Annotated in this window: 21 protein-coding genes, 1 tRNA gene and 2 pseudogenes; 11 read left to right on the top strand and 13 right to left on the bottom strand. The window is 71.7% G+C overall.

The window, feature by feature from the left end; all coding sequences use genetic code 11:
- Nucleotides 1-2: 2 nt before the first annotated feature.
- Entirely contained in the window at nucleotides 3-944 is a 942-nt protein-coding gene (gene rlmB / locus ABEB03_RS13065) for a 23S rRNA (guanosine(2251)-2'-O)-methyltransferase RlmB (protein WP_345646697.1), read from the top strand.
- A 117-nt stretch (nucleotides 945-1061) separates the two neighbouring features.
- Nucleotides 1062-2744: a DoxX family protein gene (locus ABEB03_RS13060; protein ID WP_345646694.1), complete on the top strand. Its 1683-nt coding sequence runs from the start codon at nucleotides 1062-1064 to the stop codon at nucleotides 2742-2744.
- 131 nt (nucleotides 2745-2875) lie between these two features.
- Here the strand turns inward: ABEB03_RS13060 and ABEB03_RS13055 are convergent, their stop codons facing one another.
- From ABEB03_RS13055 to ABEB03_RS13045, 3 genes are all read right to left on the bottom strand, one after another.
- A complete protein-coding gene (locus ABEB03_RS13055) occupies nucleotides 2876-3607 on the bottom strand; it encodes a nucleotidyltransferase family protein (protein WP_345646691.1) in 732 nt (243 codons plus the stop codon).
- A gap of 145 nt (nucleotides 3608-3752) precedes the next feature.
- Entirely contained in the window at nucleotides 3753-4211 is a 459-nt protein-coding gene (locus tag ABEB03_RS13050) for a hypothetical protein (RefSeq protein ID WP_345646688.1), read from the bottom strand.
- Between the two features lie 226 nt (nucleotides 4212-4437).
- Nucleotides 4438-5574 carry an ABC transporter ATP-binding protein gene (locus tag ABEB03_RS13045; RefSeq protein ID WP_345646685.1) on the bottom strand — a complete coding sequence of 379 codons (1137 nt, stop codon included), beginning with the start codon at nucleotides 5572-5574 and terminating at the stop codon, nucleotides 4438-4440.
- 216 nt (nucleotides 5575-5790) lie between these two features.
- Here ABEB03_RS13045 and ABEB03_RS13040 point away from each other — a divergent pair.
- Nucleotides 5791-5867, top strand: a tRNA-Thr gene (locus ABEB03_RS13040).
- A 78-nt stretch (nucleotides 5868-5945) separates the two neighbouring features.
- Here ABEB03_RS13040 and ABEB03_RS13035 read toward each other — a convergent pair.
- Nucleotides 5946-6554, bottom strand: a pseudogene (locus tag ABEB03_RS13035) (site-specific integrase); the annotation flags it as partial.
- Between the two features lie 807 nt (nucleotides 6555-7361).
- Here ABEB03_RS13035 and ABEB03_RS13030 point away from each other — a divergent pair.
- Nucleotides 7362-8618 carry a glycosyltransferase family 39 protein gene (locus ABEB03_RS13030; protein ID WP_345646682.1) on the top strand — a complete coding sequence of 419 codons (1257 nt, stop codon included), beginning with the start codon at nucleotides 7362-7364 and terminating at the stop codon, nucleotides 8616-8618.
- Nucleotides 8619-8789: 171 nt separating this feature from the next.
- Here the strand turns inward: ABEB03_RS13030 and ABEB03_RS13025 are convergent, their stop codons facing one another.
- Together ABEB03_RS13025 and ABEB03_RS13020 are read right to left on the bottom strand one after the other, a co-directional pair.
- Nucleotides 8790-9593: a calcium-binding protein gene (locus tag ABEB03_RS13025; RefSeq protein ID WP_345646679.1), complete on the bottom strand. Its 804-nt coding sequence runs from the start codon at nucleotides 9591-9593 to the stop codon at nucleotides 8790-8792.
- A gap of 407 nt (nucleotides 9594-10000) precedes the next feature.
- Nucleotides 10001-10928, bottom strand: a pseudogene (locus tag ABEB03_RS13020) (aminoglycoside phosphotransferase family protein).
- Between the two features lie 130 nt (nucleotides 10929-11058).
- Between ABEB03_RS13020 and ABEB03_RS13015 the strand changes: the two are divergent.
- Together ABEB03_RS13015 and ABEB03_RS13010 are read left to right on the top strand one after the other, a co-directional pair.
- Nucleotides 11059-11694, top strand: a complete 636-nt coding sequence (locus ABEB03_RS13015) for a rhomboid-like protein (protein ID WP_345647029.1) — start codon at nucleotides 11059-11061, stop codon at nucleotides 11692-11694.
- Between the two features lie 10 nt (nucleotides 11695-11704).
- Entirely contained in the window at nucleotides 11705-13111 is a 1407-nt protein-coding gene (locus tag ABEB03_RS13010) for an NAD(P)/FAD-dependent oxidoreductase (protein WP_345646676.1), read from the top strand.
- 40 nt (nucleotides 13112-13151) lie between these two features.
- On the opposite strand, the gene ABEB03_RS13005 is transcribed toward ABEB03_RS13010, so the two are convergent.
- The 3 genes from ABEB03_RS13005 to ABEB03_RS12995 all read right to left on the bottom strand — a co-directional run bounded on the left by ABEB03_RS13005 (nucleotide 13152) and on the right by ABEB03_RS12995 (nucleotide 16931).
- On the bottom strand, nucleotides 13152-14660 hold the full coding sequence (locus tag ABEB03_RS13005; RefSeq protein ID WP_345646673.1) for an MFS transporter: 1509 nt from the start codon (nucleotides 14658-14660) through the stop codon (nucleotides 13152-13154).
- A 53-nt stretch (nucleotides 14661-14713) separates the two neighbouring features.
- The gene (locus ABEB03_RS13000; RefSeq protein ID WP_345646670.1) at nucleotides 14714-15694 is read right to left on the bottom strand and encodes a zinc-binding dehydrogenase; all 981 of its coding nucleotides are present in this window, start codon (nucleotides 15692-15694) and stop codon (nucleotides 14714-14716) included.
- A gap of 70 nt (nucleotides 15695-15764) precedes the next feature.
- Nucleotides 15765-16931 (bottom strand): FAD-dependent oxidoreductase, encoded by a 1167-nt coding sequence (locus tag ABEB03_RS12995; RefSeq protein WP_345646667.1) that lies wholly within the window; start codon nucleotides 16929-16931, stop codon nucleotides 15765-15767.
- Between the two features lie 149 nt (nucleotides 16932-17080).
- Here ABEB03_RS12995 and ABEB03_RS12990 point away from each other — a divergent pair, with 149 nt between their 5' ends.
- The gene (locus tag ABEB03_RS12990) at nucleotides 17081-17803 is read left to right on the top strand and encodes a pentapeptide repeat-containing protein (RefSeq protein ID WP_345646664.1); all 723 of its coding nucleotides are present in this window, start codon (nucleotides 17081-17083) and stop codon (nucleotides 17801-17803) included.
- A gap of 84 nt (nucleotides 17804-17887) precedes the next feature.
- Here the strand turns inward: ABEB03_RS12990 and ABEB03_RS12985 are convergent, their stop codons facing one another.
- Nucleotides 17888-18388 carry a hypothetical protein gene (locus ABEB03_RS12985; protein ID WP_345646662.1) on the bottom strand — a complete coding sequence of 167 codons (501 nt, stop codon included), beginning with the start codon at nucleotides 18386-18388 and terminating at the stop codon, nucleotides 17888-17890.
- A 299-nt stretch (nucleotides 18389-18687) separates the two neighbouring features.
- Here ABEB03_RS12985 and ABEB03_RS12980 point away from each other — a divergent pair, with 299 nt between their 5' ends.
- Nucleotides 18688-20094: a M1 family metallopeptidase gene (locus ABEB03_RS12980; protein WP_345646659.1), complete on the top strand. Its 1407-nt coding sequence runs from the start codon at nucleotides 18688-18690 to the stop codon at nucleotides 20092-20094.
- Between the two features lie 80 nt (nucleotides 20095-20174).
- Here the strand turns inward: ABEB03_RS12980 and ABEB03_RS12975 are convergent, their stop codons facing one another.
- Nucleotides 20175-20903 (bottom strand): TetR/AcrR family transcriptional regulator, encoded by a 729-nt coding sequence (locus tag ABEB03_RS12975; protein ID WP_345646656.1) that lies wholly within the window; start codon nucleotides 20901-20903, stop codon nucleotides 20175-20177.
- 142 nt (nucleotides 20904-21045) lie between these two features.
- Between ABEB03_RS12975 and ABEB03_RS12970 the strand changes: the two genes are divergently transcribed.
- The gene (locus ABEB03_RS12970) at nucleotides 21046-22560 is read left to right on the top strand and encodes an MFS transporter (RefSeq protein ID WP_345646653.1); all 1515 of its coding nucleotides are present in this window, start codon (nucleotides 21046-21048) and stop codon (nucleotides 22558-22560) included.
- Between the two features lie 102 nt (nucleotides 22561-22662).
- On the opposite strand, the gene ABEB03_RS12965 is transcribed toward ABEB03_RS12970, so the two are convergent.
- On the bottom strand, nucleotides 22663-23238 hold the full coding sequence (locus tag ABEB03_RS12965; RefSeq protein ID WP_095935127.1) for a TerD family protein: 576 nt from the start codon (nucleotides 23236-23238) through the stop codon (nucleotides 22663-22665).
- 217 nt (nucleotides 23239-23455) lie between these two features.
- Between ABEB03_RS12965 and arfB the strand changes: the two genes are divergently transcribed.
- Together arfB and ABEB03_RS12955 are read left to right on the top strand one after the other, a co-directional pair.
- Nucleotides 23456-23893: an alternative ribosome rescue aminoacyl-tRNA hydrolase ArfB gene (gene arfB / locus ABEB03_RS12960; RefSeq protein ID WP_028802890.1), complete on the top strand. Its 438-nt coding sequence runs from the start codon at nucleotides 23456-23458 to the stop codon at nucleotides 23891-23893.
- Between the two features lie 101 nt (nucleotides 23894-23994).
- Nucleotides 23995-24918, top strand: a complete 924-nt coding sequence (locus tag ABEB03_RS12955; protein ID WP_345646646.1) for a sigma-70 family RNA polymerase sigma factor — start codon at nucleotides 23995-23997, stop codon at nucleotides 24916-24918.
- 47 nt (nucleotides 24919-24965) lie between these two features.
- Here ABEB03_RS12955 and ABEB03_RS12950 read toward each other — a convergent pair whose 3' ends face one another.
- Nucleotides 24966-25448, bottom strand: a complete 483-nt coding sequence (locus ABEB03_RS12950; protein ID WP_345647026.1) for a flavin reductase family protein — start codon at nucleotides 25446-25448, stop codon at nucleotides 24966-24968.
- Nucleotides 25449-25782: the final 334 nt, after the last annotated feature.

Below are 25782 nucleotides of genomic sequence, written 5' to 3'. Positions count from 1 at the left end.
TCATGGCCGCTAACAACCGCCGCATGTCCGGCAAGAAGGGCGCGCAGATCGGCAGTGGCGGTCAGCGGCGCCGTGGCCTGGAGGGCAAGGGCCCGACCCCGCCCGCCGAGATGCGCAAGGGACACAAGAAGAACCGCATCGCCACCGCCAAGACCAAGCAGGCGCAGCGCCGTCCCGCGCCGCGCGGCCGGGGCGGCAAGGGCACCTCGGAGATGGTCGTCGGCCGCAACCCCGTCGTGGAGGCGCTGCGCGAGGGCGTGCCCGCCACGACGCTGTACGTCCAGCAGTTCATCGACAACGACGAGCGGGTGCGCGAGGCGCTCCAGCTCGCCGGCGAGCGCGGCGGCATCCATCTGATGGAGGCCCCGCGCCCCGAGCTCGACCGCATGACCAACGGGCTCAACCACCAGGGGCTCGTCCTCCAGGTCCCGCCGTACGAGTACGCGCACCCCGAGGACCTCGCCGCCGCCGCGTACGACGAGGGCGTCGACCCGCTGATCGTCGCCCTCGACGGGGTGACCGACCCGCGCAACCTGGGCGCCGTGGTGCGCTCGGTCTCCGCGTTCGGCGGCCACGGTGTCGTGGTGCCCGAGCGGCGCGCGGCCGGCATGACCGCCGGCGCCTGGAAGACGTCCGCGGGCACCGCGGCCCGCACCCCGGTCGCCCGTGCCTCCAACCTGACCCGCGCCCTGGAGGCGTACAAGAAGGCGGGTCTCATGGTCGTCGGCCTCGCCGCGGACGGTGAGGTCGAGCTCGGCGAACTCGAAGCGCTCGGCGGCCCCGTGGTCGTCGTCGTCGGCAGCGAGGGCAAGGGCCTCTCCCGACTCGTCGGCGAGACCTGCGACTTCCGGGTGCGGATCCCGATGCCTGGTGGCGCCGAGTCGCTGAACGCCGGTGTCGCGGCGGGAGTTGTGCTGTACGAGGCGGCACGGCGGCGCGCCTGAACAAGCGTGCGCGTCGTCACCCCCGCGGGTCGATCCGGACGTTCGGGACGACCTTGACGCGGTCCGGACAGATCGGTGCGGTCAAAGCAGTGTCCTAAACACACATCACTCGGTTAGATGAGTGTGGACACCAGAACACCCCGCACACCCACGGGGGACCGCTCGTCGGGATTCGACGACGCTCCCGCGCTGAGCATGGTGAAGGTGCCGAGCGATCCGGCGCAGGTCATCGTCAATCATGCGAGCTTCCGCGTGCAGCTAGGCGCCCCGGCGCGGAAACAATCCCCGCGCATCGCGCGGCACTTGAGTTCCACCGGTGACGCCGCGCGCATCCCCGCCGTCGGCGCGGCGGGCAGAGCGGGGTCGGCGGCCGGGGGCCGCCGCCGCGCACCCGTCGTCTGGAGCGGGCGGTCCGCCCCGGACGACACCGGCGCCCACCGGCTGCTCCAGGCCGTCCGCGGCTCCAGCGTGGGTCCGGCCGACGCCGGGGCGACCCAGGTCATCCCGCGTGTCGACGAACACCCCGGCTACGCGGCCGACATGGGCGTCGACACGGTCGAGACGCCCATCGTCGGCAGCCAGCGCACCCCGGAAGCCGGTGAGACCCGGCTGCTGCCGCGCATGCGCACCGTGGGCAGCGCCTACGACGAACCCCCTTACACCGACGACCAGTTCGACGAGTACGCATACGAGTACGAGGACGAACTCGACGAGGCGGACGACGAGGACCAGGACGAGCGGCGCGGCTCCAGGGCGGCGTCGGGCGCCTCCTCGGGGAGCGTCCGGCACGCCTACTACCCCGGCCGCCGCATGAACCTCGGGGTCGTGCTGCTCCCGCTGCGCGTCTTCCTCGGATTCATCTCCATCTACGCCGGCATGGGCAAGCTCTGCGACCCCGTCTACTTCGACGGCGGCAAGCGCGGCTCCATGGTGAAGTGGCTCGACACCCTGCACCCCTGGGAAGTCGCCGAGCCGCTGCGGCAGTTCGCGCTCCAGCACCCTGTCGGCGCCGGTCTCGTCATCGCCTTCTTCCAGGTCATCGTCGGCGTCCTCACGGTGCTCGGGCTGTGGCAGCGGGTCGCCGCCGTCGTGGGCGCGATGCTGTCCGCCGCCCTCATCGTCACCGTGAGCTGGAAGACGGTCCCCGCCTACGACGCGCCGGACATCATCTACCTCGCCGCCTGGTCCCCGCTGATCATCGCCGGGGCCCCCGTCTACTCCGTCGACGGACGCCTGTCCGGCGAGGCATGGCGCACGCTCGGGCCGCGCGCGGAGCTCGGGGAACTGCGACGGCGCGTGCTGCGCCGCGGCGCGCTCGTGTCGACCGTCGTCGTCGGCCTCACCCTGCTCGTCGGCTCCCTCCTCGGCGGTGCCGTCCGCGACGCCGGCCGCGTGGTCGTGCCCGGCCCCGGCGAGGCACCGCGCAACGAACTGCCCGGCTCCCCGCTCCCCGAGACGCCCGGCGAGCGCCACCACAAGGCGTCCCCGTCGGCCTCCTCCGAAGCGCCCACGCAGGGCAGTTCCTCGTCCCCGTCCAGCGCGGCGGCCACCACGCCCGGCGCGACCCGCGGCAGCGGCACGGTCACCAGCGGGCCCAGCCAGACCCAGGGCACCGGCCAGGCCCCGCCCCAGCAGTCCTCCCCCGTGGACCAGGCCCCGAGCACCAGCGCGGGACCGACGTCCGGTGGCGGCACCGCTAGCGGCGGCACCACCGGAGGTTCGACGGGCGGCGGCTCCGGCAGCGGCGGCGGCAGCTCCTCCGGCGGCCAGCCGGGCCTGGTGGGCGGACTGCTGGGCTGACCCCACCGGCCGCCGGTCCGACGCCCCGTCACCGGGGCGGACGCCGTCCGGCCACGACGACGAGGGGCCCCGCACGCAACAGCGTGCGGGGCCCCTCGTCGTCGTACGGGGTGTGGTCGGGCGGAGGCCGCTCAGCGTCCCAGAGCCGCGAGCTCCCTGGCCGCCTCGGTCAGGTCCTTCGCCGTGTCGATGGCGCGCCAGTAGGCGCCCTGGGGGATCGGGAAGCCGGCCAGGCGGCGTTCGCGGGCCAGGTGCGGGAACGTGGTGCGCTCGTGGTCGCCGCGTTCGGGGAGCAGGTCGGCGAACTCCGGCGAGAAGACGTAGACGCCCGCATTGATCTCGAACGTGGAGGGCGGTGCCTCGATGAAGTCCGTGATGTGGCCGAACCCGTCGGTCTGCACGGCGCCCCAAGGGATGCGCGGCCGGGCCAGCGCGAGGGTCGCGACGGCGTCGCGCTCGGTGTGGAAGTCCGCCATCTCGCGCAGCGAGAAACGGGTCCAGATGTCGCCGTTCGTCGCGTACCAGGGCCTGTCGGGGTGAGGGAGGTGCGCGGCGGCGTACTTGAGGCCGCCGCCGCGGCCGAGCGGCTCGGTCTCCACGACCGTCTTGACGGTGACCGGGAGGTCCGCCGAGTCCAGCCACGTCTGCAGGACGTCGGCGAGATGGCCGCAGGAGATGACGACGTCGGTGACGCCTTCCTCGGCGAGCCAGGTCAGCTGGTGTCCGATGATCGGGGTCCCGGTGCCGGGGATCTCGACCATCGGCTTGGGCCGGTCGTCGGTGTACGGACGCAGCCGGGATCCCTGGCCGCCGGCCAGGACGACGGCTTGAACGGGGCGCGACGCGGCGTTCGGATCGGTCATGCCCGAACTGTACGTGGCGCCCCGCTCGTGGCTTCCGGTGGCAACCGTTCCTTGACCAGCCGTTCCCCGGCGGCCCTGAACGGGCTGTTCCGCGCCGGTCGTCGGCCGGACTGCCCCCGCCCGCCGAGCGGGGGAGTGCCGCGGTTCAGAGACGGGTGGTCGCGACCCCGGAGGCGAACGAGGTGTCGCACACCGGCCGGGCGAAGGCCTGGGCGCGCGTCGGGCCGTAGGCGCGGACGGCGGCCCGGCCCAGCGCGCGGGCGATGGACACGCAGTGCTTCGCCAGCGACGGCCGTCCGTTCACCGCTTCCTGGAGGTGGGTGAGGGCGACGCCCGGATCCTTCTCCTGGAGTTCCAGGAGCAGTTTGTCGCGCAGGACGTCCTGCGGGGTGCGGGAGGCGGCCCGGGTGGAGACGTCCGCCGACGAGGCTTCGGCCGCGGTGAGCACCGAGTCCGCGGGGTTCCCCGACCAGTTGACTCGGGTGACCGCGAGGGTCCCGGAGAGCACCAGGACGACAGGCAGAACGAGGGCGAGGGTGCGGCCGATCCGGCGGGCGGGGCCACGGCCACGCCGGGTCCGTTGGTTAGTGGTGGAGTGCTTCACGCGAGTGAGGGTAGCGCGGGGTGATGATTTGGCGACATTTAGTCACCGGTTCGGGGGATGAGAAAACGGCGTTCTGTGGGTAGTGAGTTGACGCACGCGTATCGAAATGCCCGGTCTGCCGGGGTATTTGTCGACAACGAAGAGGGCCCCGCAGCAGGCTGCGGGGCCCTCTTCGTCAACTTGGGTGAATTCCACCCCTGCGGGTGTGGAATCCGCCTCGGCGGTGTCAGTCGGAGAGACGCTCGCCCGTCGAGGTGGAGAACACGTGGGTCTCGCCCGGACGCGGCACGACGTGCAGCGTGGCGCCCTTCTCCGGGACCGCGCGGCCGCTGACGCGGACGACGAGGTCCTTGTGCTCGTCGCCGACCTTGGCGCTGCCGTAGACGTAGCCGTCGGCGCCGAGCTCCTCGACCACGTTCACCGACACGGCGAGGCCGGCCGGGGCGTCCTCGGTCTCCTTGGAGAGGGTCTTCGCGGCGCCGCCGTTCTGCTCGACGATGTCGAAGTGCTCGGGGCGGACGCCGACGGTGACCGTGCGGTCGCCCTTGTCGGCGGCGGCCTTGAGGGCCTCACGGTTGACCGGGACGACGCTGTTGCCGAACTTCACACCGCCGTCGGTGATCGGGACCTCGACCAGGTTCATGGCCGGGGAGCCGATGAAGCCGGCGACGAAGAGGTTGGCCGGGCGGTCGTACATGTTGCGCGGCGAGTCGACCTGCTGGAGCAGACCGTCCTTGAGCACCGCCACGCGGTCGCCCATCGTCATGGCCTCGACCTGGTCGTGGGTGACGTAGACGGTGGTGATGCCGAGGCGGCGCTGGAGCGACGCGATCTGCGTACGGGTCGAGACGCGGAGCTTGGCGTCGAGGTTCGACAGCGGCTCGTCCATGAGGAAGACCTGGGGCTCACGCACGATGGCGCGACCCATGGCGACACGCTGGCGCTGACCGCCGGAGAGGGCCTTCGGCTTGCGGCCGAGGTACTCGGTGAGGTCGAGGATCTTCGCCGCGTCCTCGACCTTCTGGCGGATCTCCGCCTTCGGCACGCCGGCGATCTTGAGCGCGAAGCCCATGTTGTCGGCGACCGTCATGTGCGGGTAGAGCGCGTAGTTCTGGAACACCATCGCGATGTCCCGGTCCTTGGGCGGCAGGTGCGTGACGTCGCGGTCGCCGATGCGGATGGATCCGCCGTTGACGTCCTCGAGCCCCGCGAGCATGCGGAGCGAGGTGGACTTGCCGCAGCCGGACGGACCGACGAGGACGAGGAACTCGCCGTCGGCGATCTCGATGTCCAGGCCGTCGACGGCGGGCTTCTCGGAACCCGGGTAGATCCGGGTCGCCTTGTCGAACGAAACAGTGGCCATGGTGAATGGGCCCCCTTCACCGGCAGGAACGTGCCGGACGATCCGTTGTAAAGGTGGTGGTGTAGTCCACAAGGGTGAACTGGGTCAGGACGCTACCTGGCGTTCACGTGGTCTGTCAGCACCCGGAGCCCTGTGAACTTCGCGGAAATTTTCGACGGGGCCCGGCGGGGAGGTGGGTACACTGCACGGGCACGCCCGCGGTGGGCGCGCGTGCAGGCCTCCTTAGCTCAGCTGGTCAGAGCGCCGCTCTTGTAAAGCGAAGGTCGTCGGTTCGAATCCGACAGGGGGCTCCACCGCTTAACAGCGCAAACGCCCCGGCCGATGATCGGTCCGGGGCGTTCGACATCCACAGGTGACATCAACCGGGGCGGTCACCCACGGTCGAGGCGGCGCCTGAGCAGGCGGTCCATGTGACCGATGGCCTCGCGCTGCGTGTCCGATGTCACGTGCGTGTAGACGTCCGTCGTGATGCTGATCCGGCTGTGACCCAAGATCTCCATGACGACGCGGGGCGCGACGCCGGCCGCCGTGAGCAGCGTGGCGCACCCATGCCGGGCGTCGTGCAGACGGATGCGCCGAAGGCCCGCTGCGGCGGTGATGCGGAAGAACGACCGGTTGACGTTCTGCGGGTCGATCGGGCGGCCGGTGCGGGTGGTGATGTGCGAGGACGGGGACAGCTCGACTCCCCGGAGCCGTGCCGCATCTGTCTGCCGCATCCGGTGCCACCGGAGTGCCGCAAGGCAGATCAGAGGGGGAGGCAGGGGGCGCGCCCGGCCACTCTTGGTGGTGTCCTCGTAGAGCACCCCACCCACGCGCTGCACCTGCTTGCTGACCCGGAGCACGCGATGTTCGAGATCCACGTCCGACCAGCGAAGCCCCAGGACCTCGCCGCGCCGCAGGCCCATGGAGGCCGCCAGGACGAAGGCGGCGTACAGCGGATCGCGGCGGGCCTGCTCCAGGCACTGCAACCGGGGCGGGAGCGGCGTGACCGGGCCGACCGGGCCCCGGGGCGCCACCGGTGCAACCGGCCCCAAGGGCGACCCCGGTGCAACCGGCCCGCAGGGCATCCCCCGCGCCACCGGACCGTGCCGCGTCGGTCCCCACAGCTGCAGCAGCCCCCCTGGCTCCGCAGCTCCAGGCGGAGTTGATCGAGCCGTAGACAGCTCTGCCGGCGGAGCCGGCCGAGAGAAGTCCCCTCGGCCGGCGCGCTCCGGCAGGTCAACCGGCAGGCGTCCCCGACTGGTTCACGGTCTACGCCGTAGACGACACCCCTCCGCGGACAGCCCTTGGCTGGGACGAGACCTTCGGAGGAGTCGGTCGAGGTAGTCGCAATGGTCCAAGTCGCAATAAACCCGGAGTTATCGTCGGGTTTTTCCTGGTCGTGTCGAGCCCTGGATTTCAACAGTCCCAGGCTCGACTTCAAGGGCCCCGGCTGGACCTTGTCCAGGACCGCAAGCCCCGCACCGGCGGGGCTCTTCACTTGGGTGGGAGTCCACCGTGGAGCGTCAACAGGCTGTACGGGTCCCGCTCTTGTGCCCTGCCGATCACTGACTGAGGCTCTCCCGAGAAGAGTCCGTGCCCCCTGCTCGGCTTCAAGCCGAGCAGGGGGCACGGACGGCGCGGGCGAACACCGTCGCCAACAGACGGGTCGTGCTACTGCGGCGGAGGGTGTTCCGAGGACCATGGCACAGCGGTGTGGCGTGTCTGCGTGTCCCTGACCTGTACGGCTGTAAGGGTTCGGCGAACGATCGTCCATGACGACGGGGTGACTCCGACCGATGAGCGCGATGCCGACTGATGTCTGTGCCGAGCCCGCACAACACGACAGCACACCCCCGGCCGCGCCGGTCGACCTGCACGAGCAGTCGCGCAGGCTGGTACGGCGCTATGGGCCGGCGGTCGGGTGCTACGCGGTACTGAAGCTGGTCGGCTTCGGGGTCTTCATGTGGCTGGTCGACTACTCCGGCTACCACCTCACGAAGCAAGCGCGCCTGGGCGGCGGTGCCCACCCGTGGGACGTGCTCGGTTCCTTTGACGGCTGGTGGTACCAACAGGTCGCGGAGTTCGGGTACGACCCCCAACTGGTGCCGATCATCGGTTCCCCCTGGTACACGTTCCAGGCGAATTCGGCCGCGTTCTTCCCGCTCTACCCGGGCCTGATGCGCATGGTCTCGGAGTTCACCGGTCTCGGCCTGTACGGCGCCGGGATGCTGGTGTCGGTGGTCGCTTCGCTGTGCGCCGCGGCCGGTATCTTCGCCGTCGCGGAGCGGCTCGGCGGGGTCCGGACTGGTGTGATCGCGGCGGGCCTCTGGGCGGTCGTCCCGGGATCCGGCGCGGAGTGGGCGGTCTACTCGGACTCCACCTTCATCGCGCTCGCCGCGTGGTCCTGCTACGCCGTGATGACCCGACGGTGGATCGCTGCCGGACTGCTCGCCCTGGTGGCCGGACTCAACCGGCCGACCTCGGCGACGCTGATCGCAGCGGTGTGCCTGGCGGCGCTCGCCGCACTTCTGCGGCGCACGGACGGAACCAGGCGCCCTCTCGCCGCGATGGCGCTGGCTCCGCTCGGGCTGTTCGGGTATCTGGGCTGGGTGAACTGGCGTATGGGTGACTGGGGCGGCTACTTCAAGCTCCAGAGGGGAGCCTGGCTGCACTTCTTCGACTGGGGCCAGCACAATGTCACCGTGATGCGGGGCATCCTGCTCGGCCACGACGATGATCTCTTCGCCGCGCTCATCCCCGATCTGCTGGCGGCGCTGATCATCATGGCGTTGCCGATCCTGATCGTCCTGTTGGTGCGGCTGCGCCCGCCCGCCGTTCTGATGGTCCACACGCTGCTCACCATTGCCACTGTGCTCGGCAGCCACCAGATGTTCTGCAATGTCGCGCGCTTTCTCCTGCCCGCCTTCCCGTTGCTCATCCCGCTGGCGATCGCCCTGAGCAGGCTTCGCGGACCTGCTCTGGTAACTGTCCTCGGCACCTGCGCTCTCGCCTCCGGCTGGTTCGCCGGATTCGCGATGTTCGAATTCGGTGGCGCCCCGTAGCAGCGGCCTGCCGCACGGTGAACTGCGTGTTCATCGGGCTGGTTGTGCCTTGGCCGACGGATTTCGCGACGGCCTCGGAAGAGGCACGCCGCAGCCGCTGGCATTCCGACGACCGGCCCCCGCAGAAAGACATCGCGGTGCGAGCGTGAGCTGTCGGGAGTGACGTCCGGGCTATTGGACGTCCACGAAGTCGCCGGTCGCCTTGGCGGCCGGGGTGGTGGAGGTGCCTGCGAAGTTCCAGCGCCAGTAACCGTCTTCGGACGCGGGGACCGTGGTCGTCAGGTTGCCGGTGCTGGAGGTGTACACGGTCTTGATGGTCGTGTAGGTCGTCGTGCCGGCCTTGCGGAACTGGAGCTTGGCCGGCTGGTTGGTGTAGCCCAGGTAATCGAGGTTGTCCCAGTCGGCCCGGGTGAGCCTGCCGGTGACGGTGAGGGTCTTTCCCTTGGCAATCGGTTCGGGGCCCGCGTTCACGGTGAGTTTGGAGTCCCGCTGCAGACGGGTCGTGGTGTAGCTCGCCGATTGGGTCCAGCTGTCGTCATTGGCCACCCCCTGCGCACTGACCTTCCAGGTGCCGGCGTGGGCGTCGGTGAGCGCGGTGCCGCCGTACTTCCAGTCCGGTTCGAGGGAGATCGTCTGCGAGCAGATGGAGGTGGTGGCACTCGAGGCGACGCAGTCCGCATGGGAGTAGTACTGGTTCGACACGATGCGGTCGTCGTAGGTCTCGTAGGGGTTCGCACCATCCGGTCCACGCCACAGGACGAAGTCCGCGTCCTGGATGCCCGACGGGTGGGTGAAGGTCCCTGAAACCGTGATCGTCTTGGCGTAGAGACCGACCACGATGTTCTTGCCGCCGTCGAAGGTCACGTTGCTGATCTGGACGTCGGTCCGAGTCTCGTCCCCGAAGGCACCGGGGGTGGCGAAGCCGGCCAGCGCGGCGACGGCACTGAACAGAGCAAAGGCAGCGCGCTTGCGCATGTATCTCCTTCACGGAGGGAAGAGCGGGAACCCGCCGGGCGGGAGCGGCGGGGCAGTCGAAGCCGGTCGGGGACCGGTGACCGACTTGATCGTGTACGGGGGCCGTCAGGGGTCCGGCCGGCGGCCGACTCGTTCCACGCCGGCGTCCACGCCGCCTCGGCGTTCATGGCCGGCGTCGCCGTGACGGCGATCCCGGCCGCCGCGGCGACAGAAACGTCGGCAAGAACACGACGCTGCACCGCACGCCGGTGACGTGCTGCACGCGGAGCCACCCTCATCCCCTGTTCATTCCCGTGACGTGGGCACAGCCGTCACACAGGCGGCCCCTAGTGCCCAGCGCACCTGCATGCTCGAACGTCACATGCGGTACGGACGAGCGTCGGAGTGGTCAGGTCTGCGTCACGGCGTCACCGGCGCAGCAGGCGCCCGATCTCCAGCTGCACGGCGTCCAGCGGGCGCCCGTCCTCGATCTCCCACCGGCAGTTCTGCAGAACCCGGGCCAGCGTCCAGGCGCGGGCGCGCTCGCGGTCGAGGCCGAGGACGCCGGTCAGGGCGTCGAAGCGCCGGCGCACCTCGCCGGGGTCGTAGCGGTTGTCGAGGGCCGGCAGGAGGTCGAAGCCCGGGTCGCCCGCCAGCGGTTTCGGGTCGATGGCCGGCCGGTCGGCGCGGTCGGAGCCGACGGCGTTGTCGAAGTGCAGGTCCCGGTGCGGGAGCCGGTCGCCGGGCTCGGGCAGCACCTCGCGCACCGCGGCGGCGCAGTCCCGGACCGGCCGGCGGTCGGCCGGGTCGGGGACGCGTGCCAGCGCCCACGGGACCTGTTCCAGCATCGCGTGGGCGATGTCCCCCGGTCGGCGCAGTCCGGCGGGGGCGGGTACGGCGGTGAGGCGGGCGAGAAGTCCGGCGATGACGAGGACGGCCTCGCGGGCGTCCGGAAGGCCGGCCGGCAGCCGTGTCTCGTCGAGCCGTTCGAGCCGTTCGAGCAGGAGCGTGCAGGTGGACGCGTCGTGCTCCGGGAGCCGCACCGATCCGTCGCCGTCCCGCAGGCGCAGGGCGACGGGCTCGCCGGCGCTCTCCTCGTCGAGGAGCTGGAGCGTGAGCGCGGCCCGTGCCGGACCGCCGTGCCGCCCGCCCGGGAGGGACCCCGTGGCGTACCACCGGAAGGACCAGCGCGCTCACCCCGTGCATGGCGGGTCCGTCGATGCTCAGACCCCACAGGCCGAGGAAGTGGGCCGCCCGCCGGGGCAGGCCGGCGACGAACGCGCGGCCCGCGGCGCCGTTGAACTTCTCCTGCGCGGCCGCCGGCTCGCCGGGCACGTCGATCACCTTGCCGACCATACTTGCTGGTGTGAACCGGGTCGCGCGCACGAGGAGCCGGGGCCGTGGCGCGGAACGGGGCGGCCCGGTGGGAGCGCGCGCCCACGTCCGGAGTGGCCTGGGACGAGTGCGCGCCCACGTCCGCACCGGCATGGGGAGAGCGCACGCCTATGTCCGCAGCGCCCCGGGGACGTACATCTGGCTGCTGGTCCTGTTCGTCACCACGGTCGCCCTGCACCGCATGTCGCCGGATTTCGAGGAGGACTTCCTGCGGCAGCGCTCGACGAACATCCACGAGCTGTCGAACGATCCGCTGCGGGTGCTGATCTCCAGCGCGATGTGGATCGACAGCGGGCACTGGCTGCCGTACGCCGCCCTCTACACGGTCTTCCACGCGCAGGCCGAACGCTGGCTGGGCACCGCGCGCTGGCTCGTCGTGTGCGTCGTCGCGCACGTCCTGGCGACGCTCGCCAGCGAGGGCGCCCTGCTGCGGGCGGTCAACGAGGGGATCGCCCCGTACTCGTCGCTCAACACGCTCGACATCGGGGTGAGTTACGCGCTGGCGGGGGTGATCGCCGTCCTGACGTACCGGATCGCCCCGCCGTGGCGGTACGTGTACGCGGGTGTCGTCCTGCTCGGCTACGCCGCTCCGCTCACGGTCGACCCCACCTTCACCGATTTCGGGCATTTCATCGCGGTGCTGATCGGTCTGGCCTGCCGGCCGCTGACCGTGGGCCGCGGAAAAGCATGGAATCCGAAGGAGACACTGGCCGCGCTCAGGCGTTAACGTCCCGGCCATGAGCAGCGCAGTCAGCGGTGTCGTCAACGGCGGCATCTCCTTCTGGTACGCGGACGACGGCCTCCCCGTGACGCGGGAGCCCCTCCCCGGTGACGCGACCGCCGACGTCGTCATCGTCGGCGGCGGATACACGGGCCTGTGGACCGCGTACTACCTGAAGAAGGCGGCGCCCTTCCTCCGCGTCACCGTGCTGGAGCAGAAGTTCTGCGGGTACGGGGCCTCGGGGCGCAACGGCGGCTGGCTCTACAACGGCATCGCGGGCCGCGACCGGTACGCGAAGCTGCACGGTCACGAGGCGGCCGTACGCCTGCAGCGGGCGATGAACGACACCGTCGCCGAGGTGGTGCGCGTCGCCGCGGAGGAGGGCATCGACGCCGACATCCACCAGGGCGGCGTCCTCGAAGTGGCCTACACGCCCGCCCAGCTGGCACGGCTGAAGGCCTTCCACGAGCACGAGCTGTCGTACGGCGAGAAGGACCGAGAACTGTACGGCGCCCGGGAGACCGCCGCGCGGGTGCGGGTCGCGGACGCGGTCGGCTCGACTTGGACCCCGCACGGGGCCCGGCTGCACCCGGTGAAGCTGGTGAAGGGGCTCGCGGCGGCCGTCGAGGAGCTCGGGGTCACCGTCCACGAGCAGACGCCCGTGACGGAGATCCGACCGGGGCACGCGGTGACGCCGTACGGGACCGTCCGGGCCCCGTACGTGCTGCGCTGCACGGAGGGCTTCACCGCGAGCCTCAGGGGCCAGAAGCGCACCTGGCTGCCCATGAACTCCTCGATGATCGCGACGGAACGATTGGCGCCGGAGCAGTGGGAGGCCATCGGCTGGGAGGGCCGCGAGACGCTCGGCGACATGGCGCACGCGTACATGTACGCGCAGCGCACCGCCGACGACCGCATCGCGCTGGGCGGGCGTGGGGTCCCGTACCGCTTCGGCTCGCGCACCGACAACGACGGGCGCACCCAGCCGGCGACCGCCGAGGCGCTGCGCGAGATCCTCGTGCGCTTCTTCCCCTCGCTGGCGGGCGTGCGGGTGGAGCACGCCTGGTCGGGGGTGCTCGGCGTGCCCCGCGACTGGTGCGCCACCGTGACCCTGGACCGCTCCACGGGCCTCGGCTGGGCCGGCGGCTACGTCGGCTCCGGGGTCGCCACCACCAACCTCGCCGCGCGCACCCTGCGCGACCTGGTCCAGCAGGACTCGGGCCAGTCGGGCGCGACCGACCTGACCGGGCTGCCGTGGGTCGGCCACAAGGTCCGCAAGTGGGAGCCGGAGCCGCTGCGCTGGATCGGTGTGCACGGGATGTACGCGACCTACCGCACGGCGGACCGCCGCGAACTGACCACGCACAGCGCGCGGTCGTCGCGTCTGGCGCAGGTGGCGGACCGGCTGGCCGGGCGGCACTGACCGGCCGGAGCCGGGCCGCGGCCGCCCCGCCGGGGTGCCGTCACCCCACCGATTCCGGCACCGGCGCGTTCGAGGGGAGGCGTGCGGAGGGCTTCGCGGTCACCATGAGGCCCGCGACCAGCCCGGCCAGGAGCATGATGCCGACGGCCCACCAGATGGCGACGGTGTAGCCGTGCACGATGCCCTCCCGCACGACCAGCTCCCGGTGTGCGGCATCGCCGAGGTGGGCGGCGACGAACGCCGTGCCGCTGGTGGTGGCGATGGTGTTCAGCAGCGCGGTGCCGATCGAACCGCCGACCTGCTGAGAGGTGTTGACGGTCGCGGAGGTCACGCCGGAGTCCCGCGGGGCCACCCCGGCGGTCGCGGTGGCGAAGACCGGCATGAAGATCAGGCCCATGCCGAGGCCCATCAGGACCAGTCCCGGCAGCAGCCGGCTCGCGTACGCGGAGTCGACCGTGATGCGGGTGAAGACGAACATGCCCCCGGCCGCGAGGACCGTGCCGGGGACCATCAGCACGCGGGGCGCCGCACGGGGCAGCAGCCGGGCCGATATCTGCGTCGAGCCGACGATGATCGCGATCGTCAGGGGCAGGAAGGCCAGGCCCGTCCGCACGGGCGAGTAGCCCAGGACGACCTGGAGGTAGTAGGTCAGGAACAGGAACATGCCGAACATGCCGATGACGGCGAGGGTCATCGTCAGGAAGCAGCCGGCGCGGTTGCGGTCCTTGACGATGTGCAGCGGCAGCAGCGGGCTCGGGGCCCTCGTCTGCCAGCGCACGAAGGCGGCCAGCAGCACGACGGCGAGCGCGAACAGCGACAGCACCAGCGGGTCCGCCCAGCCGCGCGGTTCCGCCTCGCTGAAGCCGTAGACGAGGGAGACCAGCCCGCCGCAGCCGAGCACCGCGCCGAGGACGTCGAGCCGGGCGCCCTTCTGCGCCGGGCTGTCGCGCAGCAGCGCGTGGGCGCCGAGGACCGCGGCGACGGCGATCGGGATGTTGACGTACAGGCACCAGCGCCAGTTCAGGTACTCGGTCAGCAGGCCGCCCGCGATGAAGCCGATCGCCGAGCCCGAACCCGCCAGCGCGCCGTAGATGCCGAAGGCCTTCCCGCGTTCCCTCGGGTCGGTGAACGTGGTGGTCAGCAGGCTGAGCGCCGAGGGGGCCAGCACGGCGGCGAAGGCGCCCTGGAGCGCGCGGGCGCCGAAGAGCATGCCGGGGCCGGTGGCGGCGCCGCCCAGCGCGGACGCGCCCGCGAAGCCGATGAGTCCGATGACGAAGGTGCGTTTGCGGCCGGCCAGGTCCGCGATCCGGCCGCCGAGGAGCAGCAGACCACCGAAGGCCAGGGTGTACGCCGTGATGACCCACTGCCTGTTGCCGTCGGACATGCCCAGGTCGCGCTGTGCGGAGGGGAGTGCGATGTTCACGATGGTGGCGTCCAGCACCACCATCAGCTGTGCGAGGGCGATGATCACCAGGCCCCACCAGCGGTGGGGGTCGGTGCCCGGGGCACCTGTGGGAGCGGCGGATTCACCTGTTCGGGTGCGGCTCACTTGCCCAGAAGACCATGGATCGGTAGGGGTCGCATCTCCGGTCCGGTGCTTGATCACGGCTCCAGCACCACCTTCCCGATCGTGCCCCGGGACTCCAGGGCCCGGTGCGCGGCGGCCGCCTCGGCGAGCGGGAAGCGGGTGACGGCCGGGGCGAGGCGGCCCGCGGCGGCTTCGGCGAGGGCGCGCAGTTCCAGGGTGCGTACGGGGCTGGGACCACCCGCCTTTCGCAGCATCGCCGGGCCGAGGACCTGTTCGGAGACGCCGTCGACGAGATGGGCGGAGCCGTCCTTGATCCCTTCGCCGGACCAGCCGAAGACGATGTGCCGGCCGCCCGGGCCGAGGAGGGCTACGGCGGCGCGGGCGACGTCGCCGCCGACCCCGTCGAAGACGACCGTCGCCGTGCGGGTGCCGAGGAAGTCGCGCACGTGTCCTGGCCAGGCGGCGTCCGTGTAGTCGACGGCCAGGTCGGCGCCGTTCGCACGGACCCGGGCCACCTTCTCGGGCCCGCCCGCGAGGCCGATCACGGTGGCTCCCGCGTGCCGGGCGTACTGCACGAGGAGGGTGCCGATGCCGCCCGCCGCCGCGGGCACGACGGCCACGGAACCGGGGCCGAGGTCGGTGAACTGCACGATCCCCATGGCCGTGCGGCCCGTTCCGATCATGGCGACTGCCTCGGCGAAGTCCAGGTTCCGCGGGATCTCGTGGAGGCGGTCGACGTCCGTGACGGCGAGCTCCGCGTAGCCGCCGGGTGCGAAGCCGAGGTGGGCGACGACGCGCCTGCCCAGCCAGAGCGCGGCGACGCCCTCGCCGATGGACTCGACGGTGCCCGCGACCTCGCGGCCCGGGATCGTCGGCAGTGGGGTGGGCTCGGGGGCAGGGCCCCGCACGCCTTCGCGCAGGGCGGCGTCGAGGAGGTGGACACCCGCCGCGGCGACGGCGATACGGACCTGGCCGGGGCCCGGCTCGGGGTCCTCGGCCTTCTCGTAGGTGAGGTTCTCGGCCGGACCGAAGGCGTACAGGCGGACGGCGTGCATGGTGGGCTCCTCCCGGGCGCCTCGTCGTCGGGCGCCCCGCGTCGGTTTCTGTACGCGCCAGCCTTCAACCTCAAGCATGCTTGAGGTCAAGGCGCTGCCGGATCCGCAGGGCGAGAGCCACGGCTTCGAGGGCACTGTTGAAGGACACCTCCGAGAGCACCCCGGGCGCCGCGACCTGGTCGCCCGCCAGGTACACGCCGTCGCCGCGGTCGATCCGCGGCCGGTCGCGCCAGCTGGTCCCGGGCAGATCCACCGCGCCGGTCCGGCCGTTCGCCACGGCCTCGCGCCGCCACACGAGCCGCTCGCGCCAGCCGTCGAAGGCGAGGTCGAGCAGGTGCTCGGCGCGGGCCACGCCGTCGGCCCTGGACTCGTGCGGTGCGATGGGGATCTGCCCCTGGATCAGCTGCTCGCCGGCCGGGGCGAGAGTGCGGTCCTGCGCGGTGAACCGCTCGATCCAGCCGGGCGCGTCCAGGTCGGAGACCGCGAACGCGTCGCCGCGGCGCGTGCGCAGGGCCAGGTCGACGAGCGCGGTACGACCGCCGGTCCAGGTCAACGACGGGTCGCCGAGGAGGCGCCGCGCCGCGTCGAGGGAGGTGGCGACGACGACCGGACCACGGTTCACGGGGACCTCGTCGACGCGGGACAGCGTCTCCATGCGCACACCGAGGTTCCACGCCCGCGCCGCCATCCGGTCGATGACGCTCGCCCAGCCGCCGCGCGGGTAGTGCGCCTCCGGGGGCAGCCTCATGGCGCGGCGCAGCCGCTCCTGCACGAACGCGGCGGACAGCGCTCCGGGGTCGTGGTGGAAGAGGGCCACGGCGGAGTAGTTCGCGGCGGCCCGCGCGCCCTCCTCGCCCGCCTCCGCCGTGGCCCAGGTCATGAAGTCGACGTCCACGGGCGCCTGCCGAGAGGCGCGGCGGAGCAGCTTGAGCATCGCGAACGGCGGGGTGCGCCGCAGGGCTCCCCTGTGGTGCAGTCGCAGCCGCGCGGCCTCCAGGGGCGGGATCGGCGCGAGCGGCCCGATCAGGTCGCGCTGCTTGAGCCAGGTCCAGTGCGGGCCGCCGCTGTAGAGGGCGTGCGGCCCCTCGTTGGTCCGGTACGGGCCCTCTGCGGTGCGGGCCCGGCCGCCGAGCGTGTGATGGGCCTCGTACACGGTGACCTTGGCGCCCGCCTCGGCGGCGGTGATGGCGGCGGTGAGTCCGGCGAAGCCGCCGCCGATGACGGTGATGTGATGCATGACTGGGGTCTCCCTCGCGTCGTCGTCCGCTGCCGGCTGTCCGGTGCTCCTCTTCTGGGCATACGACCGATCGAGCACCCCGGAATGTGACATGGGTGGCGTCTTCGCAGGTCAGGGCGATTGTCAGTGGTGCCGTGCAGGATGGGGCCATGGCGAGGAGAGCGACGGGCGGCAAGGGCGGGACACGGGGGGCCGGCGGGGGGGCCGGGGTGAAGGCGGCGCGGCGGCCGGAGGTCCGGCTGCCCCCGCTGGAGCCTTTCGGCGGCGGGGAGTTGGAGCCCGACGGGGACTACGACGGGCTGGAGTTCCGCCAGGCCGACTTCGCCGGTCAGGACGGCGGGGGCGCTCGTTTCATGGACTGCGCGCTGACGGGCTGCGCGCTGGACGAGACCCGGCTGCACCACGCGCGCGTGCTGGACTCGGTCCTGACGGGCGCCCGGGGTGTGGGCACGGATCTCGCCGAGTCGACGCTGCGCGACGTCGAGGTGGTGGACGCCCGCCTGGGCGGGGTGCAGCTGCACGGAGCCGTCCTGGAGCGGGTCCTGGTCCGCGGCGGCAAGATCGACTATCTGAATCTGCGCACGGCGCGCCTCAAGGACGTCGTCTTCCAGGGCTGCGTGCTGGTGGAGCCGGACTTCGGGGGCGCCCGCCTGGAGCGGGTGGAGTTCGTGGACTGCGTCCTGAAGGGGGCGGACCTCACGGGGGCGACCCTCGTGGACGTGGACCTGCGCGCGGCGGCCGAGCTGGACATCGCGCGGGGCGTGGACCGGCTGTCGGGCGCGGTGATCAGCCCGGCCCAACTGCTCGATCTGGCACCGGCGCTGGCGGCCGAGAGGGGAATCCGGGTGGACGGCGGGGCGGTGGAGGGCTGAGGGCCCCGGGAGCGGCGGGAGCCGGGGGAGTGGCGCGCCGGTCTGCCGCGCCTGCGCCTGGTCGGTGCCGGGCGTGGGCTCCGGCTACGAGACGCGGGGGAAGCGGGCCCGGAGCGTCCAGATCGCCGGGTTCTCGGCGAGATCGTCGTGCAGGTCGGTGAGGTCGGCGATCAGATCGTGCAGGAAGTCGCGGGCCTCGCGGCGCAGTTCGGAGTGCGAGAAGGTCAGGGGCTCCTCGTCGCCGGGCATCCAGTCGGCCTCGATGTCCACCCAGCCGAAGCGGCGCTCGAAGAGCATGCGGTCGCTCGACTCGGTGAAGTCCAGTTCGGCCTGCTGGGGGCGGGAGGCCCGGCTGCCGAGCGGGTCCCGGTCGAGCTGCTCCACGATGTCGCACAGCGCCCACGCGAAGTCCAGGACCGGCACCCAGCCCCAGGCCGTCGACAGCTCCCGGTCGGCCTTGGTGTCGGCGAGGTAGACGTCCCCGCAGAAGAGGTCGTGCCGCAGCGCGTGCACGTCCGCGCCGCGGTAGTCGGTCTGCGGGGGGTCGGGGAAGCGGTTGGAGAGGGCGTAGCCGATGTCGAGCACGTAGCTGATGGTGTCACGCCGCCGACCCGGCCGACGCGCGACGGTCGCGCACCGCGCGGCCGCCTCGCGGGTCCGCTCCCGCCGACGGCGCCGGGCCACGGCGGGCGGGGCCGGCATGGGGCGCGGCCGGTCGCCGGGACCGAGGTCTGCCGGGGCGCGGATCGGAGCCGGGATCGATGCCGGCGGGCGCGGCCTGTCGCCGGGACCGAGCAGGCCGGGGCGCCGGGTGCGGGTGGAGCGTGTGGCGGGGCTCGGGCGATCGCGTCCGGGTGACGTCATCGGCTCGTAGGATCGTGGATGTGTCCCGATCTTCCGTCGCCGTCCCCTTTGCTCTCGCGTTCGCCCTCGTCCTGGCCGGATGCGACGGGAGCGGGGTGCACGGGAAGCCCGGAGCGGCCGGTGTCCGCGACCCGTACTTCCCGAAGCTGGGCAACGGCGGCTACGACGTCACGCACTACGGCCTGACCCTCGACTACGAGCCGTCCGGCCGGCAGCTGCGGGGGACGGCGGTGATCACGGCCCGGGCCACCTCGGACCTCAGCGCCTTCGACCTCGACCTGAAGGGGCTGGAGGTGCACGGCGTCACCGTCGAGGGCCGGGAGGCCCGCTGGAACCGCGCGGGCCAGGAGCTGACCGTGCACCCGCGGGACGGCCTCGACGCGGGGGAGACGTTCCGCGTGACGGTCCGCTACTCGGGCACCCCCGAGACGCTCACCGACGTGGACGGCTCGCAGGAGGGCTGGATGCGCACCGCGGACGGCTCGCTCGCGCTGGGCGAGCCGACCGGCTCGATGACGTGGTTCCCCGGCAACAACCACCCCTCCGACAAGGCGTCCTACGACATCACGGTCACCGTGCCGAAGGGCCTGCACGCGGTCTCCAACGGGGAGTTGACGAGCGAGACGACCAAGAACGGCCGTACGACGTTCGCGTGGCACACCGCCGAGCCGATGGCCAGTTATGTGGCGACGGTCGCGATCGGCAGGTACGACATCTCGCGCTCGACGACCGGGAAGGGCCTGCCGGTGTACGTCGCCGTCGACCCCACGCAGGCGGAGGCGGGCAAGAAGGTGCCGGACAGGATCGCGGAGATCCTCGACTGGGCGGAGTACAACTTCGGCCCGTACCCCTTCTCCTCCACCGGCGCGATCGTCGAGCGCCCCGGCGACGCGGGGTATGCGCTGGAGACCCAGAACCGCCCCGTCTTCCCGGGCACCACCGACACCCGGATCCTCGTCCACGAACTGGCGCACCAGTGGTTCGGCGACTCCGTGACCCCGAAGTCCTGGCGGGACATGTGGCTCAACGAGGGCTTCGCGACCTATGCGGAGTGGCTGTGGCAGGAGGACGACGGCGGGGACAGCGCCCAGGACGTCTTCGACGCCCTCTACGCGGGCGACTACTACAAGAGCGGCGCGGGCAACGAGGCCCTCTGGGCGTTCCCACCGGGCGATCCCCCGAGTGCCGCGAAGATCTCCGACCCGCCCGTCTACGACCGCGGCGCCATGGTGCTGCACAAGATCCGGCAGAAGGTCGGCGACGACACCTTCTACGACATCGTCCAGGGCTGGGCCGCCGCCCACCGTCACGGCAACGCGGACACCGACGAGTTCACCGCCTTCGTCGAGAAGCAGGCGCCGGACGAGGACTTCGGCGTCATCTGGAAGGACTGGTTGTACGGCGAGGGCAAGCCCGCGAAGCCGTGACGGGGGAGCCGGGACCGCGAAGCCGTGAAGGGTCGGGCAAGCCCGCGAAGCCGTGACGAGGAGGCCGGGAGCCCGGTCCGTCAGCGCGGGAGCCGCAGGGACAGCCCGTCGAGGACGACGTCGAGACCGTAGGCGAACTTGTCGTCCCGGATCCGTACGGGGTCGATGTCCTCGGCACCGGCGGCATAGGCGTCGGCCAGGTGCTCGTGGCCGGCCGCGGCCTGCTGGGCCGCGGGCATGAGCCGGGCGATGAAGCCGGCCTCGGTCTCGCCGGAGCGCGCGACCGTGGTGAGCCAGGCGGCCTCCGTGGTGCTCATGCCGATGACGTACGACAGCACGGTGTCGATCGCGCCGCTCGGCTCGGGGAAGCCGGCGGCCGTGAACAGGGCGGCCAGGCGCTCGGAGAACGACATGAGGTTGGGGCCGAGGTAGGCGAGGCCCGCCTGCCCGAGGACCGAGGACAGCCAGGGGTGCCGCAGGGCCGTGGCACGGAACGAGCCGGCGGCCTCGGTGACGGCCGCACGCCAGTCCGGGCTGTCGGCCGGCGGGACCACGATCTCCGCCGCGACCGCGTCGACCGCGAGCTCCATCAGCTCGTCCTTGGTCGCCACGTGCCGGTAGAGCGAGGTCGCGCCGGCGTTCAGCCGGGCGCCGAGCTTGCGCATGCTGAGCGCCTCGATGCCCTCGGCGTCCAGCATGGCGACGGCCTCGCCGACGATCGCGGCCTGGCTCAGCGCCGGCTGGGCGGGCTCGCGCTGCTGCCGGGCCCACACGGACGGGATCGGATTCGTCTTCGCCTTGGCGGCCATGGCGCTCCTTGATGCTGCGTCAGTGCGTCCTGCGTACATCGTTCTCATCGAGCGTACAGGAAAGGGGATTGCGCACACTGTTCCGTCGTGCGTACAGTGTTCGCATTGAAGAAACAGTGTGCGCAGCCGAAGGGAAACTCCCATGGAAAGCCGCAATCCACGCCGCTGGTGGATCCTGATCGTGCTGTGCCTCAGCTCGCTGGTCCTGGTGGTCGACAGCATGGCGCTGACCGTCGCGGTGCCTCGGATGACCGAGGACATCGGTGCGAACGCCCAGGACACCCAGTGGATCCTGGACTCCTACATCCTGGTCTTCGCCGGTCTCCTGCTCACCTCCGGCAGCCTCGGCGACCGGTTCGGGCGCCGGAAGGTCATGATCGTCGGCCTGCTGTTCTTCGGACTCGCGTCACTGGCCGCGACCGTGTGCACCGATCCCGGCGAGGTCATCGCCGTACGCGTCGCGATGGGCGTCGGCGGAGCGCTGGTCATGCCTTCGACCCTGTCCATCCTCATCACCGTCTTCGACGAGGAGGAGCGCGGCCGGGCGATGGCGGCGTGGAGTTCGGTCTCGATGCTCGGGCTGGTCGGCAGCCCCGTGCTCGGCGGTGTGCTGATCGACCACTTCTCCTGGCACTCGATCTTCCTCATCAATGTGCCGGTCGTCGCGCTGGCGATCGTCGCGGGTCTCACGCTCATGCCGGAGTCCAAGGGGCCCTGGCAGAAGCCCGATCCGCTCGGTGCGGTGCTGTCCGCCGTCGGTATGACCGCCCTGGTCTGGTGGATCATCGAGCTTCCGCAGCACGGCGCCTTCGGCGGGCGTTCCACGGTCACCCTGGCCGTCGCGGCCGTCGCCCTGACCGGGTTCGTGATCTGGGAGAACGTCACCCCCGCACCGATGGTCCCGCTGGTGCTGTTCAAGCACCGCGACTTCAGCGGCGGTTCGCTCTCGCTGTCCCTCGTGCAGATCGGCAACGGCGGTCTGCTGCTGGTCCTCACCCAGTACCTGCAGTTCGTGCTCGGCTGTTCGCCGGTCAAGGCGGGCCTCGCCTTCGTGCCCCTCGCCGTCACCGCGCTGATCGGCAACTTCGCCGGAGCCGCGCTCACCGCGAAGGTCGGACACCGCTTCCTGGTCCTCGCCGGGATGCTCGTGATGGTCGCCTGCTTCGCCCTGCTGACCACCGTCTCCGCCGACTCGGGCTTCACGGTCCCTGCGGTCGCGCTCGGTCTGCTCGGCCTCGGCGCCGGTCTCGCGATGCCGGCCGCGGTCGGCGCGCTGATGGGGACCATCCCGCCGGAGAAGGCGGGCGTCGGCTCCGCCCTGAACGACACCATCCAGCAGGCCGGAACCGCACTCGGCATCGCGATCCTCGGCTCGCTCCTGTCGAGCGGCTTCGCCCGGGAGATGCCCGCCGGCGCCCCCGAGGAGGCCAGGCACTCGATCGCCGGAGCGCTGGCCGTCGCTCACGGGGACAGCCATCTGGTGCGAGCCGCCCGTGAGGCCTTCACCGCCTCGATGGCGACCACCTTCACCGTCAGCGCGATCGGTGTCCTCGCCGCGGCGCTGCTGGCCACGGTGGTCATGCGCGGCGGGCGGGCACGGGCCGCCACGGCACCGGCGGCCGGGACCGCGGCCGAGGACGCGGAACTCGCCGCCTGAGCCGGGCGAGGAGCCGCCCGGACGTGACGAGGAGGAGCACCTGACGGAGCCCCCGGCCCGAATGGGCCGGGGGCTCCGTCAGGTGGTGCGGGAGACGGCGGATCAGACGTTGACGCCGAAGTCCTGGGCGATGCCGACGAGGCCCGAGGCGTAACCCTGGCCCACGGCGCGGAACTTCCACTCGGCGCCGTTGCGGTAGAGCTCGCCGAAGACCATCGCGGTCTCGGTCGCGGCGTCCTCGGAGAGGTCGTAGCGCGCGATCTCGGCGCCGCCGGCCTGGTTGATGATGCGGATGTACGCGTTGCGGACCTGGCCGAAGTTCTGCGTACGGGTCTCGGCGTCGTAGATCGAGACCGGGAAGACGATCTTGTCGATGTCGGCGGGGAGAGCCGCCAGGTTGACGTTGATCGCCTCGTCGTCGCCGGCGCCCTCGCCCGTGCGGTTGTCGCCGGTGTGGACGATGGTGTTGTCCGGGGTCTGCTTGTTGTTGAAGAACACGAAGTGGGCGTCCGAGTAGACCTTGCCCTGCGTGTTGACCGCGATGGCCGAGGCGTCGAGGTCGAAGTCGGTACCCGTGGTGGTGCGGACGTCCCAGCCGAGGCCCACGGTGACGGCGGTCAGGCCCGGAGCCTCCTTGGTGAGCGAGACGTTGCCACCCTTGGACAGGCTTACAGCCATTGTTGGGAGTCCCTTCCCTCGTTGCGTACGCGGTGCTTGTGCCTCGTACGTATGGGCTTCGAACGGCTTCGTACGGTCACGAAGCTACAGCTACCCCTATGAACGCCGAGAGGGGTACGGAAGGTTCCAGCTCTCTTTACTTTCTTTACCTTCGATTCGCTCCGACGGCGCAGTCGAGCGGAAAAACGGGTGACGCGGACCGGACATCCGCGCGACCATGAACCTCATGTCCGGTCCCTATGTCGTCCGCGGCTCCGTCTCCCTTCCCGAGGCCGAGCTCATGTGGCGTTTCTCGCGCTCCGGCGGGCCCGGAGGACAGCACGTCAACACCAGTGACTCGCAGGTCGAGCTGCGTTTCGACCTGGCCAGGACCGAGGCGCTGCCGCCCGTGTGGAAGGAGCGCGCCCTCGCCAGGCTGGCGGGGCGGCTCGTCGACGGGGTCGTCAGCGTCCGGGCCTCCGAGCACCGGTCCCAGTGGCGCAACCGCGAGGCCGCCGCCGTGCGGCTCGCGGCCCTCCTCGCCGAGGCCACCGCTCCGCCGCCCCGGCCCCGCCGCGCCACCCGCATCCCCCGCGGCATCAACGAGCGGCGGCTGCGCGAGAAGAAGCAGCGCTCGGACACCAAGCGCGGGCGCTCCGGGCGCGACTGGTCCTGACCCCCCGCCGGGTCCCGGACGCACGGCCCGACGGCCCGCGTCACATTCGCGTCCCGCGATCCGTCATGGCTGTGACGGACCGCGACGAGGAGATGGGACCCATGAGCGAGACGAGCGAATCCGGCCGGCCGACGGGGCCGACCGGGCCGGCCCCCGGAGGGAACGAGTTCCTCGCCGAGCGGTTCGAGGCGCACCGCGGTCATCTGCGCGCGGTCGCCTACCGCATGCTCGGCTCGCTCACCGAGGCCGACGACGCCGTGCAGGAGGCCTGGCTGAAGCTCAGCCGGGCCGACGCGAGCCACGTCGACAACCTCGGCGGCTGGCTGACGACCGTCGTCGGACGGGTCTGCCTGGACATGCTGCGCTCCCGCAGGGCCCGCGGCGAGGAGCCCCTGGAGGACCGGCCCGGGGTGCGCATGCCGGAGCCGGTGCTCAGCCCCGTCAGCGGCGTCGACCCGGAACAGCAGGCGCTGATCGCCGACTCGGTGGGCATCGCCCTGCTGGTGGTGCTGGAGACGCTGACGCCGGCCGAGCGGCTCGCCTTCGTGCTGCACGACCTGTTCGCGGTGCCGTTCGAGGAGATCGCGCTCCTCGTGGGCCGTACGCCGGCGGCGTCCCGGCAGCTCGCCAGCCGGGCCCGGCGACGGGTGCAGGGCGGGGCGCCCGCGCCCGACGCCGATCTCGCGCAGCAGCGGGAGGCCGTCGACGCGTTCCTGGCGGCGGCGCGCGGGGGCGACTTCGACGCGCTCGTCGCGGTGCTCGACCCGGACGTCGTGGCGCGGTCGGAGGGCGGTGTGACGACCGGTGCGGTCGCCGTGGCCTCGGGCGCCATCGGTTTCGCCCATCTCGCGCACTCCGCGCGGCCGGCCCTCGTCAACGGTGTCGCGGGCGTCGTGGGCATCACCGACGGGCACCTGACCAGTGTTCTCGCCTTCACAGTCGTACACGGCCGGATCGCCGTGATCGACATCCTCAACGACCCGGAGCGGCTGGCCGCGCTCGACGTCACCGTCCTGGAGCGCTGACCGGCCCGCCCGTGCGGGGGGCGCCGCCGCCGTCCGCCGTGCGGGCGCTAACCCAGCTGCCGGTAGCGGCCCTTGAAGTACGTCAGGGGTCCTCCGTCGGCGCTCGGCACCTCGGCCGTGAGCACCCGGCCGATGACGAGGGTGTGGTCCCCGGCGGCCACCCGCTGCTCGGTGCGGCACTCCAGGGTCGCCAGGGCGCCGCCCACCAGAGGTGCCCCGGCCTCCTTGCCGCGCACGTACGGGATGTCCTCGAAGAGCAGCCGGTCGCTGATGCGGCCCTTCATCGCGAAGCGGCCGGCGATGTGGCGCTGGCTCTCGGAGAGCACGGAGACGGCCCACAGGGGCTGTTCGGCGAGCAGGTCGTCCATGCGGGAGCCCTCGCGCAGGCTGACCAGGACCAGGGGCGGGTCCAGCGAGACGGACATGAAGGCCGTCGCGGTCATGCCCACGTCCTCGCCGCCCGGCCCGTCCGGGTCCAGTGCGGGCTCGTGGGCGGTCACCAGGACCACGCCCGCGGCCAGCCGGGTCATGGCGGCGCGGAACTCGTCGTTGCTCACCCCCTCAGCATGCCCGGATGCGGAGGGTGGAGCGGCAGGGGAAGTCTTCAGCACGCCGAAACGCTAGTCTCCGCTTCCCGGGCGGCGCATCGGCCCCCGGCCCGAGACGGGTCCTAGGACCGGAGACGGAGATCGCGACCGCACACGTTCGCGTGGCGTCCGGCCACAATCGCTCACAGTGTCCGCACAGCTCCCCACCATGCGTTCAGTAAACGCACGATGAAAATGCAGAAACCCCACTCAATTGTTCATCTTCAGCTGTGACTTGAGTCACAGGGGCCATATTTTGTTGACCCTGTGTACCGAG

This window comes from Streptomyces siamensis, from assembly GCF_039543605.1.
Lineage (GTDB): Bacteria > Actinomycetota > Actinomycetes > Streptomycetales > Streptomycetaceae > Streptomyces > Streptomyces siamensis.
The sequence above is the reverse complement of the archived record's forward strand: the minus strand, read 5'-3'. Positions and strand labels throughout refer to the sequence as shown.